The organism is Pseudomonas sp. FSO-7, assembly GCF_059579345.1.
Genome location: NZ_CM184193.1, coordinates 4,406,351 through 4,421,892 on the forward strand (window position 1 = coordinate 4,406,351; position 15,542 = coordinate 4,421,892).

Annotated in this window: 17 protein-coding genes; 7 read left to right on the forward strand and 10 right to left on the reverse strand. The window is 61.3% G+C overall.

Going from position 1 to position 15,542, the window contains the following annotated elements; translation table 11 throughout:
- Positions 1–72 precede the first annotated feature (72 nt).
- Positions 73–480 (reverse strand): response regulator, encoded by a 408-nt coding sequence (locus AC515T_RS19095; protein WP_122568470.1) that lies wholly within the window; start codon positions 478–480, stop codon positions 73–75.
- A 241-nt stretch (positions 481–721) separates the two neighbouring features.
- Between AC515T_RS19095 and AC515T_RS19100 the strand changes: the two genes are divergently transcribed.
- Both AC515T_RS19100 and AC515T_RS19105 read left to right on the forward strand, forming a co-directional pair.
- The gene (locus AC515T_RS19100; protein WP_496529609.1) at positions 722–2,668 is read left to right on the forward strand and encodes a DNA topoisomerase III; all 1,947 of its coding nucleotides are present in this window, start codon (positions 722–724) and stop codon (positions 2,666–2,668) included.
- 673 nt (positions 2,669–3,341) lie between these two features.
- Complete coding sequence (locus tag AC515T_RS19105; RefSeq protein WP_060741484.1) at positions 3,342–3,671, forward strand: hypothetical protein; 330 nt, start codon at positions 3,342–3,344, stop codon at positions 3,669–3,671.
- 63 nt (positions 3,672–3,734) lie between these two features.
- Here the strand turns inward: AC515T_RS19105 and glsB are convergent, their stop codons facing one another.
- Entirely contained in the window at positions 3,735–4,643 is a 909-nt protein-coding gene (gene glsB, locus AC515T_RS19110; protein ID WP_496529610.1) for a glutaminase B, read from the reverse strand.
- 324 nt (positions 4,644–4,967) lie between these two features.
- Between glsB and AC515T_RS19115 the strand changes: the two genes are divergently transcribed.
- A complete protein-coding gene (locus AC515T_RS19115; RefSeq protein ID WP_496529611.1) occupies positions 4,968–5,162 on the forward strand; it encodes a hypothetical protein in 195 nt (64 codons plus the stop codon).
- 9 nt (positions 5,163–5,171) lie between these two features.
- Here AC515T_RS19115 and AC515T_RS19120 read toward each other — a convergent pair whose 3' ends face one another.
- The 7 genes from AC515T_RS19120 to AC515T_RS19150 all read right to left on the reverse strand — a co-directional run bounded on the left by AC515T_RS19120 (position 5,172) and on the right by AC515T_RS19150 (position 10,471).
- Entirely contained in the window at positions 5,172–6,191 is a 1,020-nt protein-coding gene (locus AC515T_RS19120) for a hypothetical protein (RefSeq protein ID WP_496529612.1), read from the reverse strand.
- Positions 6,192–6,318: 127 nt separating this feature from the next.
- Positions 6,319–7,248: a ZIP family metal transporter gene (locus AC515T_RS19125; RefSeq protein WP_496529613.1), complete on the reverse strand. Its 930-nt coding sequence runs from the start codon at positions 7,246–7,248 to the stop codon at positions 6,319–6,321.
- A gap of 75 nt (positions 7,249–7,323) precedes the next feature.
- Entirely contained in the window at positions 7,324–8,205 is an 882-nt protein-coding gene (locus AC515T_RS19130) for a manganese catalase family protein (RefSeq protein WP_496529614.1), read from the reverse strand.
- A 255-nt stretch (positions 8,206–8,460) separates the two neighbouring features.
- Positions 8,461–8,838: a con-10 family general stress protein gene (locus AC515T_RS19135; protein WP_116831970.1), complete on the reverse strand. Its 378-nt coding sequence runs from the start codon at positions 8,836–8,838 to the stop codon at positions 8,461–8,463.
- A gap of 518 nt (positions 8,839–9,356) precedes the next feature.
- Positions 9,357–9,605, reverse strand: coding sequence for a metallothionein (locus AC515T_RS19140; protein ID WP_496529615.1), 249 nt, complete (start codon positions 9,603–9,605; stop codon positions 9,357–9,359).
- A 35-nt stretch (positions 9,606–9,640) separates the two neighbouring features.
- Positions 9,641–9,898, reverse strand: coding sequence for a hypothetical protein (locus tag AC515T_RS19145; protein ID WP_496529616.1), 258 nt, complete (start codon positions 9,896–9,898; stop codon positions 9,641–9,643).
- A 63-nt stretch (positions 9,899–9,961) separates the two neighbouring features.
- Positions 9,962–10,471 (reverse strand): ferritin-like domain-containing protein, encoded by a 510-nt coding sequence (locus tag AC515T_RS19150; protein ID WP_496529617.1) that lies wholly within the window; start codon positions 10,469–10,471, stop codon positions 9,962–9,964.
- Between the two features lie 182 nt (positions 10,472–10,653).
- Between AC515T_RS19150 and AC515T_RS19155 the strand changes: the two genes are divergently transcribed.
- Positions 10,654–11,481 carry an NAD-dependent protein deacetylase gene (locus AC515T_RS19155; protein WP_496529618.1) on the forward strand — a complete coding sequence of 276 codons (828 nt, stop codon included), beginning with the start codon at positions 10,654–10,656 and terminating at the stop codon, positions 11,479–11,481.
- Between the two features lie 116 nt (positions 11,482–11,597).
- Here the strand turns inward: AC515T_RS19155 and AC515T_RS19160 are convergent, their stop codons facing one another.
- On the reverse strand, positions 11,598–12,500 hold the full coding sequence (locus AC515T_RS19160; protein ID WP_496529619.1) for a LysR family transcriptional regulator: 903 nt from the start codon (positions 12,498–12,500) through the stop codon (positions 11,598–11,600).
- Positions 12,501–12,630: 130 nt separating this feature from the next.
- Here AC515T_RS19160 and AC515T_RS19165 point away from each other — a divergent pair, with 130 nt between their 5' ends.
- Genes AC515T_RS19165 through AC515T_RS19175 form a run of 3 tightly spaced genes read left to right on the forward strand, consistent with a single transcriptional unit; the run spans position 12,631 to position 15,223 of the window.
- Positions 12,631–13,329: a CoA transferase subunit A gene (locus AC515T_RS19165; protein WP_072406964.1), complete on the forward strand. Its 699-nt coding sequence runs from the start codon at positions 12,631–12,633 to the stop codon at positions 13,327–13,329.
- A 35-nt stretch (positions 13,330–13,364) separates the two neighbouring features.
- Positions 13,365–14,030 (forward strand): CoA transferase subunit B, encoded by a 666-nt coding sequence (locus AC515T_RS19170; RefSeq protein ID WP_003180355.1) that lies wholly within the window; start codon positions 13,365–13,367, stop codon positions 14,028–14,030.
- Positions 14,031–14,041: 11 nt separating this feature from the next.
- Positions 14,042–15,223: an acetyl-CoA C-acetyltransferase gene (locus AC515T_RS19175; RefSeq protein WP_496529620.1), complete on the forward strand. Its 1,182-nt coding sequence runs from the start codon at positions 14,042–14,044 to the stop codon at positions 15,221–15,223.
- Positions 15,224–15,542: the final 319 nt, after the last annotated feature.

Consider the following 15,542-nt stretch of genomic DNA (forward strand, 5'->3'; position numbering starts at 1 on the left):
TCGCATTGTCATGGAGCCCATCGCCGCTTGCAACCCAAACGTGCCCGGCCGCCTCCATCCCCTGGCATCACTTTAGTGGATGGCGTGATTTTTCACCGTGCTCTCTACCAGATCCAGCATCTGTCCCAGGGCCCAGGGCTTGGCGATGAACGACGCGTGGTGCTTGATCCCGGCGCTTTCCGGCGTCTCGAAGCCGGACATGATCAGCAGTGGGATCTGCGGCCAGCGGTCTCCGGTCAGGTTGGCCAGGTCCGCACCGTCGATCTTGCCGGGCATGGTGATGTCGGTGAGCAACAGATCGACGAAATGGGCGCTCTTTTCGAGGAACTCCAAAGCATCATCAGCGTTTTTCTGAGGCTCCACGACAAATCCTTCTTCCTCAAGGATTTCACAGAGAAACTCCAGGATAGTTGGATCATCTTCCACCACGAGAATCAAACGTGTAGTCGCCTGGCCGTTGCCATTTGGCATCGAATTCATGAAAGTGACTCTCCTTGACCTCATAAACCTTCTTTGCGGTTTCAACCGCCTTGAAGTTATGAGCCACACCCCTGCGAGAAATTCATTCTGCGTGCCGACAGGCCGCCGAATGTCACGCCAGACACCCCTTGGCAACGCAGCGCAACGCTTTTATCTGTATATCCATACAGATAAAACTTGCCCTGGCGCCCATCCATGACCATGCTACAGCTCCATGAAATCTGCTCAGGAAAAGGGCGCTATGCAGCTGTACCTGTGTGAAAAGCCGTCCCAGGCCAAGGACATCGCCGCCGTGCTCGGTGCCACGCGCCGTGGCGACGGTTGCTGGCTGGGCCCTGGCGTCACGGTCACCTGGTGCATCGGTCATCTGCTGGAAACCGCCCCACCCGACGCCTACGACGCGCGCTACAAGCGCTGGGTCCTGGCCGACCTGCCCATCGTGCCGGCGCAATGGAAAATGACCGTCAAGCCGAAAACCGCCAGCCAGTACAAGGCGGTCAAGCGCCTGTTGGGGGAAGCGAAGGAATTGGTGATCGCCACCGATGCCGACCGTGAAGGCGAAATGATCGCCCGGGAGCTGGTGGAACATTGTCGCTATCGCGGACCGATCCGGCGGCTATGGCTGTCGGCCCTGGACGAAGCGTCGATCCGCAAGGCCCTGGCCGCCCTCAAGCCGGGCATCGAAACCTTCAACCTGTATCACTCGGCCTTGGGGCGCTCCCGGGCCGACTGGCTGATCGGCATGAACATGAGTCGCCTGTTCACGTTGCTGGGGCGCCAGTCCGGCTATCAGGGCGTGTTGCCGGTAGGCCGCGTGCAGACACCGACGCTGCGACTGGTGGTGGACCGCGACCGCAGCATCGCCAACTTCGTGCCGGTCGCCTATTGGGCCATCGACGTGCAACTGAGCCACGAAGGCACGACGTTCACCGCCCAGTGGCGCGCCGCCCCGGAGGCCTGCGACGACCAGGAACGCTGCCTGAACCAGGCCCTGGCCCGAGAGGCCGCCCAGGCCATGAGCAACGCCGCCACCGCCCGGACGCTGAAAGTGCGTACCGAGCGCCTGCGCGAAGCGGCGCCGTTACCCTTCGACCTGGGCACGCTGCAGGAAGTCTGCTCGAAGAAACTCGGCCTCGGCGCCCAGGAAACCCTGGACATCGCCCAGTCACTCTACGAGACCTACAAGCTCATCACCTACCCGCGCAGCGATTGCGGTTTCCTGCCCTTGAGCCAGCACAGCGAAGCAACGGCCATCCTGGCCGCCCTCGCCCAGGCCGACCCGAGCCTGGCACCACTACGCGAGCATTTACAGCCACAGCGCAAATCCCGGGCCTGGAACGACGCCAAGGTCAGTGCTCACCACGGCATCATTCCCACCGCCGCCGCCAGGAACCTCGATAAACTCGCCGGCAAGCCGCGTGCGGTCTACACGCTGATTCGCGCGCGCTACCTGGCGCAGTTCCTGCCCAACCACGAATACGACCGGACCCAGGCCGACTTCGACTGTGCCGGCCAGGCGCTGCGTGCCGTGGGCAAGCAGATCGTCGAACCCGGTTGGAAGCGCGCCCTGCCCGAAGCACTGGCGCCAGCAAAGGGCCGTGAAGCGCCAGCACCGCAAACCTTGCCGGCACTGGCCGAAGGTCGCGATTGCGCGGTGGACGAGGTGAACCCCAAGGACCTGTGGACCCAGCCGCCCAAGCCCTTCACCGAAGGCGACCTGATCAAGGCGATGAAGAACGTCGCCAAACTGGTGGAAGACCCGCTGCTCAAGCAGAAGCTCAAGGACACCACCGGCATCGGCACCGAAGCGACCCGGGCCTCGATCATCCAGGGGCTGCTCGACCGCGGTTACCTGGTGAAAAACGGCAAGGCCCTGTCCGCCACCCCGGCGGCCTTCAGCCTGATCGACGCCGTGCCCCGGGCCATCGCCGACCCGGGCACCACCGCCATCTGGGAGCAGGCCTTGGACATGGTGCAAAGCGGGGAAATGAGCCTGGAAGAATTCGTGACCCGGCAAGCCGCCTGGATGAGCAAGCACGTCGCTCGCTGCCAGGGCATGAGCCTGACCATCAGCGGCCCGGCCAGCCCCGCCGGGCGTGGCGCAACACCGTGGAAAAACAAGCGCAAGCCGGCCAAGCGCAAGACCGGCGGCACACCGCGCAAGGCCACTAAAGCCAAGGCAACCTGAGGAAGCAGAACCCAGTGATGCTCCTTTGTGGCGAGGGAGCTTGCTCCCGCTGGGCTGCGCAGCAGCCCCAAGGGCTTATAGGCACACCCGGGTTGAAACCCGAAGGCCTGGTTTCAAGGGCCGCTTCGCGCCCCAGCGGGAGCAAGCTCCCTCGCCACAGGTGATTTACTCGCGGCCGTTTTTCATACCCAAACCATTTTGTCCGACAATATGTAGTGACCAAAAATAATCACTACAAAACCGTTGACGCCTCCGATTTGCCCTTGCATGATGCAGACGTCTCCCCGATCGGGAGTACAGGCAACTGTTTGAGCAAGCTCGTCTGACCGCCGAGCTGTTTTATGGATAAGGGACTGCCCACAAGGCAGATTGAAGGTGCTGACCTGGCATGACCGTCCGGTGACAAGGACGAGAAACGTCGGCGAAGATCCTCATGATGCGCGTGGTCGACCCTCGAAAGTTGACACTGCCTGAGATTCTTCGCTGTTTCTCTTCGTTGTAGCGCATTTGCGTAGCAGCCCTTCGATAACACTACACAACCGATGCACGACCCCGTCGAAGACTGGCGGACGAACGCTGACGGCCTGGTTTCGGTAGCAGGCAGGCACTTACCGAGTAGCGAAGTTTTTGCGAACCACCAGACAGATCAACCAAATGGTCAAGGGGCTTACACATGAATCTGAATAATCAACCATCTATTGATGAACTGGCTCGCATGTTCGCCGCACACAAGGACACACTCGACAGCCATATCCTGTGGATCAGCAAGACTGGCCAGGTCCACATGGACTGCCTGTCGCCCTACACCCAAGAAGACGAGTTCGAAAAGAACACGCAAGAACTGTGTGCCCGGCTGAAGATGTACCGCCGTGGCCAGGGCTACGTTGGCAAGAAGGCCGCGGCTGACAAAGACTTCATGGGCCGCGTGCTGCAAACGCTGACCCAGGCCTGGCAGTCGATGCAGAACACGTCCGAGGTCCGGGTCATCGACCGCCTCTGCTGATATCCCCTCACAAAAGGGCCCGCTCCTGGATCAGGAGCGGGGCCTTTTTTGTGAGACCGGAAACTAGAACACCGACCAGCCGATGCGCTGGCTCATCATTTCCAGCGCCGCCATGCCGGCCAGGGAGTTGCCGGCGACGTTGAGTTCGGGCGACCAGACGCAGACGGTGAACCTTCCTGGCACCACGGCGACAATCCCGCCGCCGACACCGCTCTTGCCCGGGAGGCCGACGCGATAAGCGAAGTTGCCGGCCTCATCGTACAAGCCGCTGGTGGCCATGATGGAATTGACCTGCTGGGTCTGCCGGGCGCTGAGGATCTGTTCGCCGCTGTGCTTGCAGAACCCATCGTTGGCCAGGAAGCAGAATGCCCGCGCCAGATCGATACAGCTCATCCGCAAGGCACAGTGGCTGAAATAACTGCGCAGCACCGCCTCCACGTCGTTATGGAAATTGCCGAACGATTGCATCAGGTACGCCATCGCCGCATTGCGGGCGCGGTGCTGGTATTCCGATTCGGCGACCTTGCCGTCCACCATCACCTGTGGATTGCCCGACAGGCGGCGCACGAAATCGCGCATCGACAGCGCCGGCGCGGCGAAACGCGACTGGTTGATATCGCAGATCACCAAGGCGCCGGCATTGATGAACGGATTGCGCGGCCGGCCGCGCTCGAACTCAAGTTGTACCAGGGAGTTGAAGGGCTGGCCGGATGGTTCATGGCCCAGGCGTTCCCAGATCGCTTCGCCGGAATGCCCGATGGCCTGCACCAGGCTGAACACCTTGGAAATACTCTGCACCGAAAACGCTGTTTCGGCGTCGCCGGCACAATACAACTCGCCATCATTGCCATACACGGCAATACCCAACTGGTTGGGCGCCACGGTGCCCAAGGCAGGAATGTAATCGGCGACCTTGCCCTGACCGATCAGGGGGCGAACCGCATCGAGGATCTCGTTCAACAGTGCTTGCATATGCGCGGGGTCCAGTCATTCCCCGTTCGAGTGCGGGGATACAGACGCTAGACGCTGGTGGGCGGGGTCAGAGCACACTGACTTGCCAGGAAAAAACGTGGCGAGGGAGCTTGCTCCCGCTGGGCTGTGAAACAGCCCCATCGATGGTCACCGCAACCTCACGGACCGAGTGGTTGGATCAAGGGGCCGCTACGCGGCCCAGCGGGAGCAAGCTCCCTCGCCACAAGAGCCGGGTACGACGTAATAGATGCAAGCGTTTTCATGGGCGCTGGTCATCGAATCGAGCGGTCTATAGTTCAAAAGATCAATCGGCAGGAGCAGACGATGCGTCAGATCATGCAAAAAGAACCCTGGTGGGCCTCGCCGCCCAAGCCCGGGCAGGATGAAAGCGAGCTGGAATGGGGCTGGCTGGTGATCTACAGCGAAGGCGAGCCACGTTTCGAATTCATCAAGGAACGCCCATCGGACGAGCAGATCCACCATCGCAAGGGCTGTCGCGTCACCCTCGGATCAGAATGAACCGGCCCGTCACGGCTTGATGTCCGGCAGTGCCACCGCTCGATTGGCCAGGTCCGCCTCCACCAGGCTGCCCCCTATTTCTTCGTCCAGGTAGTACACCGGGGCCATCACCCCGCTGAGGGGATGCTTGAGTGACTTGAACCACGCCTCGTCGAACGCAGCGCTCAGGCTTTGGCGGATCTGCGCCTCCATTTCCGGCCGCTCGCCCTCGTGGATGATCGCGCGAATGCCCGCCACGCCCACCGAGATCAACGCCCCCGCCGCCTTCCCGGCCACGGCCGCCGCCGCACCGGTTGCCCCGCGCGTGGCAAATTGGGCCTCGATTTTTTCGCTGGTGCGTTGCGCCACCGTGGCGATCACCGCCTCCGAGGGTCCGGCACCTGTGGTTGCAGCCTTGTTGACATGATCGATCAGGGCCGCATAGGCCGGCAGGGTGTTCAAAGGTTCGGTGTGGACCATCTCGTACAACGAAGCGTCACGCGCCGCTGGCGGACCCAGGCGAATGGCCGGGATGCCGTGCAGGCGCCGGTTCATCAGTTCGTTCGGGATGCGATGCCGCAGGGCGATGACCTGGACCTGCTGATTGAGCTGGCGCAGGTAGTAGTCCGTCGCGTTGGCCCTGATCGCCTCGGGATCGATTTCCATCGCCACCGGTTCGAGCACCTGTTCGCGATATTGTTCTTGCAGGTAAGCCGCCAGGCGTCTGGCCGAAGAGTCCGCCTCGCCCTCGGCGCTGGCGGCGTACCAACTGACCTTCACCGCAAGCCATTCCTGGGTCCAGTAGCTGCTGAACCAGGGGATGAATTCAACCTCGGTGCGCTCATAGACCAACACGCGCCAATGCTCCATCGACCCGCGGGCGTAGAGCGCCGCCTGTTCGAGGGCGCTTTTCGATGCCGCAATGATCTGCTGGTCCACCTGCCGCCACGTGTCCTGGGCAATCACCACCGTGGCGACCGATTGACCGCGCTGGGGCGTGGCGCACCCCGCCAGAACGAGCACAACGGCCAACATCAACGAACGCAGCACAGTCGCGCCACCCCGGATTCATGTCATCCACCGGGTTGAGTATAGGTCGCGAGAAACAGGGATCCGGGTTAAACACACAAAACCAATGTGGGAGCAGGATCTAATCCAGCAGGTAGTTGGCAGGCCTTCAACCCAACGCCGTATCGAGAAACATCATCACCGCAAACCCCATCATCAAGCCCAAGGTGGCCGGGGTTTCATGGCCGTTGCGATGGGTCTCGGGAATCACCTCGTGGGAGACCACGAAGATCATCGCCCCCGCCGCCAGCCCCAGGCTGATGGGGTACGCGACGGCTACGCCCGACGACATGCCCAGGCCGATCACCGCCCCCAGTGGCTCCATCAGCCCCGAACCGACCGCGATGAGCGCGGCACGCAAGGTGCTGATACCGGTGACGCGCAGCGCCATGGCGATGGCCAGGCCCTCGGGGATGTCCTGGATGGCAATGGCGGTGGTCAGGGGCAAACCGACCTTGAAATCGCCGTCGGCAAAACTGACGCCGATGGCCATGCCTTCCGGCAAGTTGTGCAACGTGATGGCAAGCACGAACAGCCAGACGCGATTGATGCGCTCGGCTTGCGGGCCGCGCCGACCACTCAACTCGTGTTCATGGGGGACGAAACGGTCGAGGCCGATCATCAGGGCGACGCCCAAGCCCAGGCCAACCACCACAACAAACGCGGCGAGCAACTGGTTGCCACAGATGACCTGTGCCGCTTCGATGCCCGGCAGGATCAATGAGAAGGAGCTGGCGGCGAGCATCATGCCGGCGGCAAAACCCAGCATGATGTCCTGGGTTCGCGAGGATATATCCCGCAGCACCACCGCCATCAACGCCCCCAGGGCGGTGGCGGCAAACCCCGATGTACCGCCCAGCACGGCATAGCCGAGGTTTTGACGATCGGCGCCGACCAAGGCGTTGTAGCCGCTGTAGAGCAACAACGCGGCCACCAACGCCAGCCCGAGCCAGAACGTGACCCCCAACAACAAGTTCTCTTGCACGGGGTTCAGCCAGGTGCGCCAGGGCGATCTAATCCGGGAGGTGGGCTGGTCCATCGAATGTCCTTAGGGGTCTTGACCGTGGTATGGCTCGAAATATCAGGCGAGGGAGTCACCTCCCTCGCCATCTGTTTACAGTTTGTCACCTTGTATCCCCGAACCCAAGTCGGCGCCCGTGGTGGGATTGCTTTCAGGGTCGGACATCGTCCGTGCCTTCATGTCCATCAGCAATGCTTCATCTTTTTTGCTCAATTGCACACTGGCCAGGCCATCGCCACCGTCGACCGCCGGCGTCGGGTTCTCGACGAACTCCCAATCGTCGCCCTGGTTCCATGGGCCGCGCACGCTAGGTTCACCTTGGGACATGTTGAAGTACACGTTGGCGAACTCCGGCATGCCTGGCAGCTTACCTTGGGGGAAGTTGGGCTGGATGGCATGCAAGGCTTTTTCGAACGACAACTGATGCGCGATTTCACGGGTCATCAAAAAGCCCAGCGCTTCTTTTACGCCTGGATCATCAGTGAGGTTCATCAGCCGTTCATAGATGATTTTCGCCCGGGCCTCGGCGGCGATGTTAGAGCGCATATCCGCCGTGGGTTCACCGATGGTGTCGACATAGGCGGCAGTCCAGGGCACACCAGCGGAGTTGGTCAACGGCGAGCCGGCGCCATACAAGAGGCTGGTGATGTGAGAGTCGTTACCGGCACCATTGATGTCCCGGTACAGCTGGCCCTCCTTCTCCACGCCTTCAGCCATCTTGCCCTTGGCGCCCTTGTTCAACATCACGATGATCGAACCGATCACTTCCAGATGGCTGAGCTCTTCGGTGGCGATGTCCATCAGCAAATCCTTGCGGCCGGGGTCATCCTCGGACAAGGCCTGGGTGAAATAACGCGATGCCGCCGCCAGCTCCCCCTGCGCCCCACCGAACTGCTCAAGCAGCAGGTTGGCGAGACCAGGATTAGGCTCAGCGACACGCACGGTGTACTGCAATCGTTTGTTATGTAGAAACATGATTGAACTCCTCGTTCAGGTACACGGCATGAGAACACTGCCGGCGGCAGGCCCATAAAAGTCTGAAGAAGTTAAACGAATAAAATTTAGTTTTTATTCAAAACAGAGGACGAGTGGCCTATTACAACTCAAGCGCACTCGCTTATTTTCAAACAATAAAAACCATCAACGGAGTCGGGCATGAATACCCGACTTTATATCACCGCCGAAACAGGTCCCTGCCCAATGACACGGGACCTGCCAGACGGCGAAACATTACGAATTACGACCGCCACCGCGACTGTTTTCACCACCTTTCCTGCCGGCTTCGGAGGCTTTTTCCCGGTCGTTGGCAAAGTTGCCGCCCGAGGCCTGACCACCTTTGCGGCCGGCTTCCGAAGCCCGCTCAGGGTCATTGGCAAAGTTCCCCCCCGACGCTTGCCCGCCTTTGCGACCGGCTTCTGCGGCGCGTTGCGGGTCGTTGGCAAAATTGCCGCCCGACGCCTGGCCACCCTTGCGTCCGGCCTCAGACGCGCGCTCAGGATTATTGGCAAAATTGCCACCCGAAGCTTGGCCGCCCTTTTTCCCGGCTTCCGATGCCTTCTCACGATCGTTAGCGAAATTGCCAGGGTTGTTATTACCTGTGTTAGCCATTTCATTCACCTCGTTTAGTTGATACCCACGAATCTTGCTGACTCGTCTTATTCGGAAAACATGACGCCGCCAAGGTTTTAGGGAAACGCGTCAAACGGCGACGAATGGTCAGTGCTTCTATTTAAACCCGTGCCCTTGAGAGTTATTGCAACAGGCTATTAAACAAGCGGCGACCGATTAAGCGCCTTAACACTAAAACTTCATCCAACGAAAAACCTGTGGGCGCGAGCTTGCTCACGATAGCGGTGCATCAGGCGATAGCAGATGGTGAATAATTGATCGCTATCGCGAGCAAGCTCGCTCCCACATGAATCTATGAAAAAACAGTGCGTGTCTTTCCACGCTGTCCGCCAAAGGCCGGGCCACGCCGGCACCCCATTGCACCGGTCTCGTCACCCTGGCCTCGCGCCGTTTCAGGAAGCCAAAACTCGCGGGCTGCCGGTGTTGTCCTGCACCACCGCACTGACCGGCTTGCGGCGTCCGGATACCCTGTCGCCGATACCCGGATTCAAGAATGCTCAGGGTGAAATCGGATCGCTCGCCGGAAACGTTTCCTCCAGCGCGTCGTCCAGTTGGCTGTTGGTGACATTCCGATCCCCCACCTTGCCGCTGCGCTCGCAATGGCAATCGGGTGACGGACAAGGTTCACCGTTGGGATGTTGTTCGGCGCACGCCTGGCTGCAATACGCCTCGCCGTCGTGGTTGAACATCCGTTGCGGATCCACCTCACATTGGCAATCGGGGCAACCGCACTTTACTTTGCTCATGCTCTTTCTCCCGAGGTAACGGGTTGAAGGCGCCGTCAAAACTGGACATCGAGGTTCGCCGTTGCTACACCGTGGTTGGCCACATACACATCGGCAGTCCAGCCCTTGGTCAGGTTTTGATAGGACTGGGTACCCAAGGCCGTACCGCTGTCCCACGCCAGGATGTCGCCAATATCGATGTCATTGGCTGAACTCAGCTTCAGCACCGTATGGCGATCCTCTTGCTTCACATACACACCCACCATTGAACTCTGTCGATTGATGGCCCGTACTTCACCCTGGGTCCGCTTCATACGTTTCCTCTCTCGGCAGTTTTCAGGAGCGGTCGCACCACCAGGCCGGCCGCTCTTTGCTGCTCAGCGCTTGGCTTCGGTATGCGGGGCCGCCGAACGTTCCAGGAACGCTGCGGTAATCTGCGGCAGGTGGTCGCGCAACCAATCGGCCATGGCGATTTCCTGTGGCAGGATCTGTTCGCAAGCCCGTTGCGTCTCCACATCACCGGCCATTTTCGCGGCCTCGATCAACACGGTGTAGGAAGCGATCTCCAGGTTCTCGAACACGTAGCCACTCATGGCGCCCTTGACCACTTCGTCGCTCATCGTCATCCCGCCCACCGCTTGACCGAAGGCCATGAGTTTGCCGGCCAGGTCCTTGAGCGTCGACGTACTGCCGCCCAGGCGTTGGATGCATTGTTCCACCAGCTTCTGCTGGCCGAGCGTCTCTTCGAGGTGCTGTTCGATGCGGGTCTTGAGCGCCGGGTAATGCTCGAGACGCGCAGCCTGGGCCTTGAGCATTTTTTCCGCTTGCTGTTCCATGGCATGGGCATCGTTGAGCCAATCCAACAGGTTCTCTTTAGGCGTTGCCATTTCCTTCTCCTTAGCCCTGGTCGCGACTGCAGCGCAGCGCGACGGTTCTGAAGTACCGCACATAGAAGTGGATATCGCGGCGCAGGGGAAAGTTTGAACAAACCAGTACCCAGGGCGACGAAAGGCGTCAGCTCGATCCAGGTGCTAACCTCAACGGCTCATGGCCAGCGCAGACACCACCCATGCCCGAAGACCTTCACCAAGCCCCTATCGATCAGTTGCTGGCGTACACGACCGGACGCCGCTTCCTGGTGCTCACCGGTGCCGGCATCAGCACCCCTTCGGGCATCCCCGATTACCGCGACAGCGACGGGGTCCGTCGGGGTCGACAACCGATGATGTACCAGGAGTTCCTCGCCCAGCCCGAGGCACGACGGCGCTATTGGGCCAGGGCGATGCTGGGCTGGCCACGGGTCAGACAGGCCAGGCCGAACGTGGCTCACGAAGCCTTGGCCGAGTTGCAGGCGCAGCGACGCATCACCGGCCTGATTACCCAGAATGTCGACACCCTGCATGACCAGGCCGGCAGCCAGGACGTCATCGAACTGCACGGCAGCCTGCATCGCGTACTGTGCCTGGATTGCGGCCAGCGCAGCGAGCGACAGCAGATTCAACGGCTGATGGAAACCGAAAACCCTTACCTGGCCGGTGTCGATGCGGTACAGGCACCCGATGGCGACACCCTGCTCGACCCGGCGTTCGAGGCGCGCTTCCAGGTGCCTCATTGCCCCCATTGTGGCGGCGAGCGATTGAAACCCGACGTGGTGTTTTTCGGCGAGAACGTCGCCCCCCTCACCGCGGCCCGCGCCCTGCAAGCCGTCGAGCACGCGGACGGCCTGCTGGTGGTGGGCTCGTCGCTGATGGCGTATTCGGCGTTTCGCCTGTGCCGGGCCATCAAGGACCAGGGCAAGCCGCTGCTGGCGATCAACCGAGGCAAGACCCGGGCCGATGAGCTGCTGGACCTCAAGTTGGAAGAGCCCTGTGAGAAACTGTTACCGCTATTGATCTGACACCACGCAATCCCCCTGTGGGAGCGGGCTTGCTCGCGAAGGCGGTGTGTCAGTCAATATCCATGCTGGCTGATCCGACGCCTTCGCGAGCAAGCCCGCTCCCACAGGAATTGTGGCTACTTCGCTGTCAACTGCGCCCCTATATCCTGATCCCTGAGCGTATCGAACAACGCCTGCGCCGCCGCCGACAGTTCATGCCCCGGCTTGGTCAGCACCCCGATGGCTCGCTCGATCACCGGATCGCTCAGGGTGATGCAGCGGGCACCCAGCTCATGCATCTGCCCGACGCACAGCGCCGGCACGGCACTCACCCCCAGCCCACTGGCGACCATTCGCCCGACGGTCGCCAACTGGTGACTCTCGAACTCCACGGGCAGTTTCATCCCTCGGGCCTGCAGATGCTCTTCCAGCATCACCCGTACGGTGGAGGGCCGTTGCAAAGTGATGAACGGTTGCTCCAGCAGGGTCTCCCAGTGGATTTCGTCGCGCTGGGCAAAGGCTGAATCCAGCGGCACCACCGCGACGAAGCGATCGAGGTACAAAGGCGTGAACGCCAGTGACGAACCCTGCATCGGCTCGAACGCCACGCCCAGTTCGACATGGCGATCACGGACCATTTCCAGCACCTGTTCATTGATCACATCGTTGACCGTGACGTTGACATTCGGATAGCGGGCGCGGAAGGTCTTGAGGATTGGCGGCAACAGGTTGCCAGCAAACGAAGGCATCGCCGCCAGCGTCACGCGGCCACGCTGCAAGGTGAAGCGCTGGCGCATTTCGTCCTCGGCGTTGTCCCAGTCGGCCACCAGCCGGCGGGCCAGTGGCAGCAGCGACTCACCTTCGGGGGTCAACGCCACGTTGCGGGTATTGCGACTGAATAGGCGGCCACCGAGGCCTTCTTCCAAGGCCTTGATGGTCAAGCTCAAGGCCGATTGGGACAGGTGCAGCCGCTCGCAGGCCACGGCGAAGCTCAGGCTCTGGGCCACTGCGAGGAAGGCGCGGATTTGCTTGAGGGTCATGCTCGCTACGCTCCGAGGGCTATTGTTGAGTTTTATCAATCAATCCAATCTAAAAATCAACTTAACAAATATATGACTTGACGCAACACTGCATTCCATTGCGACCCCATCAAGAATAAAAGAGGTGTCTATGGCTGGTTTCGACAAACGTGTGAGCTCTTATGAGCAAGCGCTGGAAGGCTTGAAGGATGGCATGACCGTCATCGCCGGCGGCTTCGGTCTGTGCGGTATCCCGGAAAACCTGATCGCCGAGATCAAGCGCAAGGGCATCCGCGACCTCACCGTGGTCTCCAATAACTGCGGCGTCGACGGTTTCGGCCTCGGCGTACTGCTGGAAGACCGGCAGATCCGCAAGGTGGTCGCCTCCTATGTGGGCGAGAACGCCCTGTTCGAGCAGCAACTGCTGAGCGGCGAGATCGAAGTCGTGCTCACGCCCCAAGGCACCCTCGCCGAGAAAATGCGCGCCGGCGGCGCAGGCATCCCGGCCTTCTTCACCGCCACCGGCGTCGGCACGCCCGTGGCCGAAGGCAAGGAAGTACGTGAATTCCATGGTCGCCAGTACCTGATGGAAGAATCCATCACCGGCGACTTCGCCATCGTCAAAGGCTGGAAAGCCGACCATTTCGGCAACGTGATCTATCGCCACACCGCCCAGAACTTCAACCCGCTGGCTGCCACGGCGGGCAAGATCACCGTGGTGGAAGTCGAAGAAATCGTCGAACCCGGCGAGCTGGACCCGACGCAGATCCACACCCCAGGCATCTACGTCGACCGGGTCATTTGCGGCACGTTCGAAAAACGCATCGAACAGCGCACCGTGCGCAAGTGATCCCCTGCCCCCGGCCCGAATGAAGGAATAACAACATGGCACTTTCCCGCGAACAAATGGCTCAACGCGTCGCCCGCGAAATGCAGGACGGCTACTACGTGAACCTGGGTATCGGCATTCCGACCCTGGTCGCCAACTACATCCCCGAAGGCATGGAAGTCATGCTGCAATCGGAAAACGGCCTGCTCGGCATGGGCGCATTCCCGACCGAGGCCGAGGTCGATGCCGACATGATCAACGCCGGCAAGCAGACCGTCACCGCGCGCATCGGTGCCTCGATCTTCTCTTCGGCCGAATCGTTTGCCATGATCCGTGGCGGCCACATCGACCTGACCGTGCTCGGCGCGTTCGAGGTGGATGTCGAAGGCAACATTGCCTCGTGGATGATCCCCGGCAAGCTGGTCAAGGGCATGGGCGGCGCGATGGACCTGGTGGCCGGCGCCGAGAACATCATCGTCACCATGACCCATGCGTCCAAGGACGGTGAGTCGAAACTGCTGCCGCGCTGCAGCCTGCCGCTGACCGGCGCCGGTTGCATCAAGCGGGTGCTGACCGACCTGGCCTACCTGGAAATCCAGGACGGCGCCTTCATCCTGAAAGAACGCGCTCCAGGCGTCAGCGTCGAGGAAATCGTCGCCAAGACCGCCGGCAAATTGATCGTGCCGGACCACGTGCCTGAAATGCAGTTCGCTGCCCAGTGAGGAGAGATTCGATGCAAGAAGTCGTGATTGTCGCCGCCACCCGTACTGCCATTGGCAGTTTCCAGGGTTCCCTGGCTGCCATTCCCGCGCCGGAACTCGGTGCCGCGGTGATTCGTCGCCTGCTGGAACAGACCGGTTTGTCCGGCGAGCAGGTCGATGAAGTGATTCTCGGCCAAGTGCTGACCGCAGGCTCTGGGCAAAACCCGGCGCGCCAGGCGTCGATCCTCGCCGGCCTGCCCCACGCGGTGCCGGCGCTGACCCTGAACAAGGTCTGCGGCTCGGGGCTCAAGGCATTGCACCTGGGCGCCCAGGCGATCCGCTGTGGCGACGCCGAAGTCATTATCGCCGGTGGCATGGAAAACATGAGCCTGGCCCCCTACGTCCTGCCGGTCGCTCGCACCGGCCTGCGCATGGGCCACGCGAAGATGATCGACAGCATGATCACCGACGGCTTGTGGGATGCCTTCAACGATTACCACATGGGCATCACCGCCGAGAACCTGGTGGACAAGTACGGCATCAGCCGCGAAGAGCAGGACGCCTTCGCCGCCGCGTCCCAGCAGAAGGCCGTCGCCGCCATCGAGGGCGGTCGGTTCGCCGATGAGATTACACCGATCCTGATTCCCCAGCGCAAAGGCGATCCCGTGGCGTTCTCCACGGATGAACAACCGCGCGCCGGTACCACCGCCGAATCCCTGGGCAAGCTCAAGCCTGCCTTCAAGAAGGACGGCAGCGTCACCGCGGGCAATGCCTCCTCGCTCAACGATGGCGCCGCCGCCGTGATCCTGATGAGCGCGGAAAAAGCCAAGGCCCTGGGCCTGCCGGTGCTGGCGAAAATCAGTGCCTACGCCAATGCCGGCGTCGACCCGGCCATCATGGGCATTGGTCCGGTCTCGGCCACCCGTCGCTGCCTGGACAAGGCTGGCTGGTCGCTGGAGCAGCTGGACCTGATCGAAGCCAACGAAGCCTTCGCCGCCCAGTCGCTGGCCGTGGCCCGGGAACTGAAATGGGACATGGACAAGGTCAACGTCAATGGTGGCGCCATCGCCTTGGGCCACCCTATCGGCGCGTCGGGTTGCCGGGTCCTGGTGTCGCTGCTGCATGAAATGATCAAGCGCGACGCCAAGAAAGGCCTCGCGACCCTGTGCATCGGCGGCGGCCAAGGCGTGGCCCTGGCGCTGGAACGGGCATAACCGACACGGGTTCAACGGTGGCTGCACGGACCCACGAATATCCGCGCAGCCACTGGCACCACCCCCGGCGCGACTTCGGTTGCGCCGGTTTTTTTTGCCTGCTGGTTTATGTGGATGGCTGGCCGGCCCCATCGCGAGCAGGCTCGCTCCCACAGGGGACCAGGGGTTACACAACATCTGCGTTCACCACCAAACCCTGCGGGAGCCGGGCTTGCCCGCGATGGCGGCGGTACATTCAGCATCCCAGTGACAGATACACCGCTTTCGCGAGCAAGCCCGCTCCCACAGGAGACCAGGGTGTACGCAACATCTATGCTCG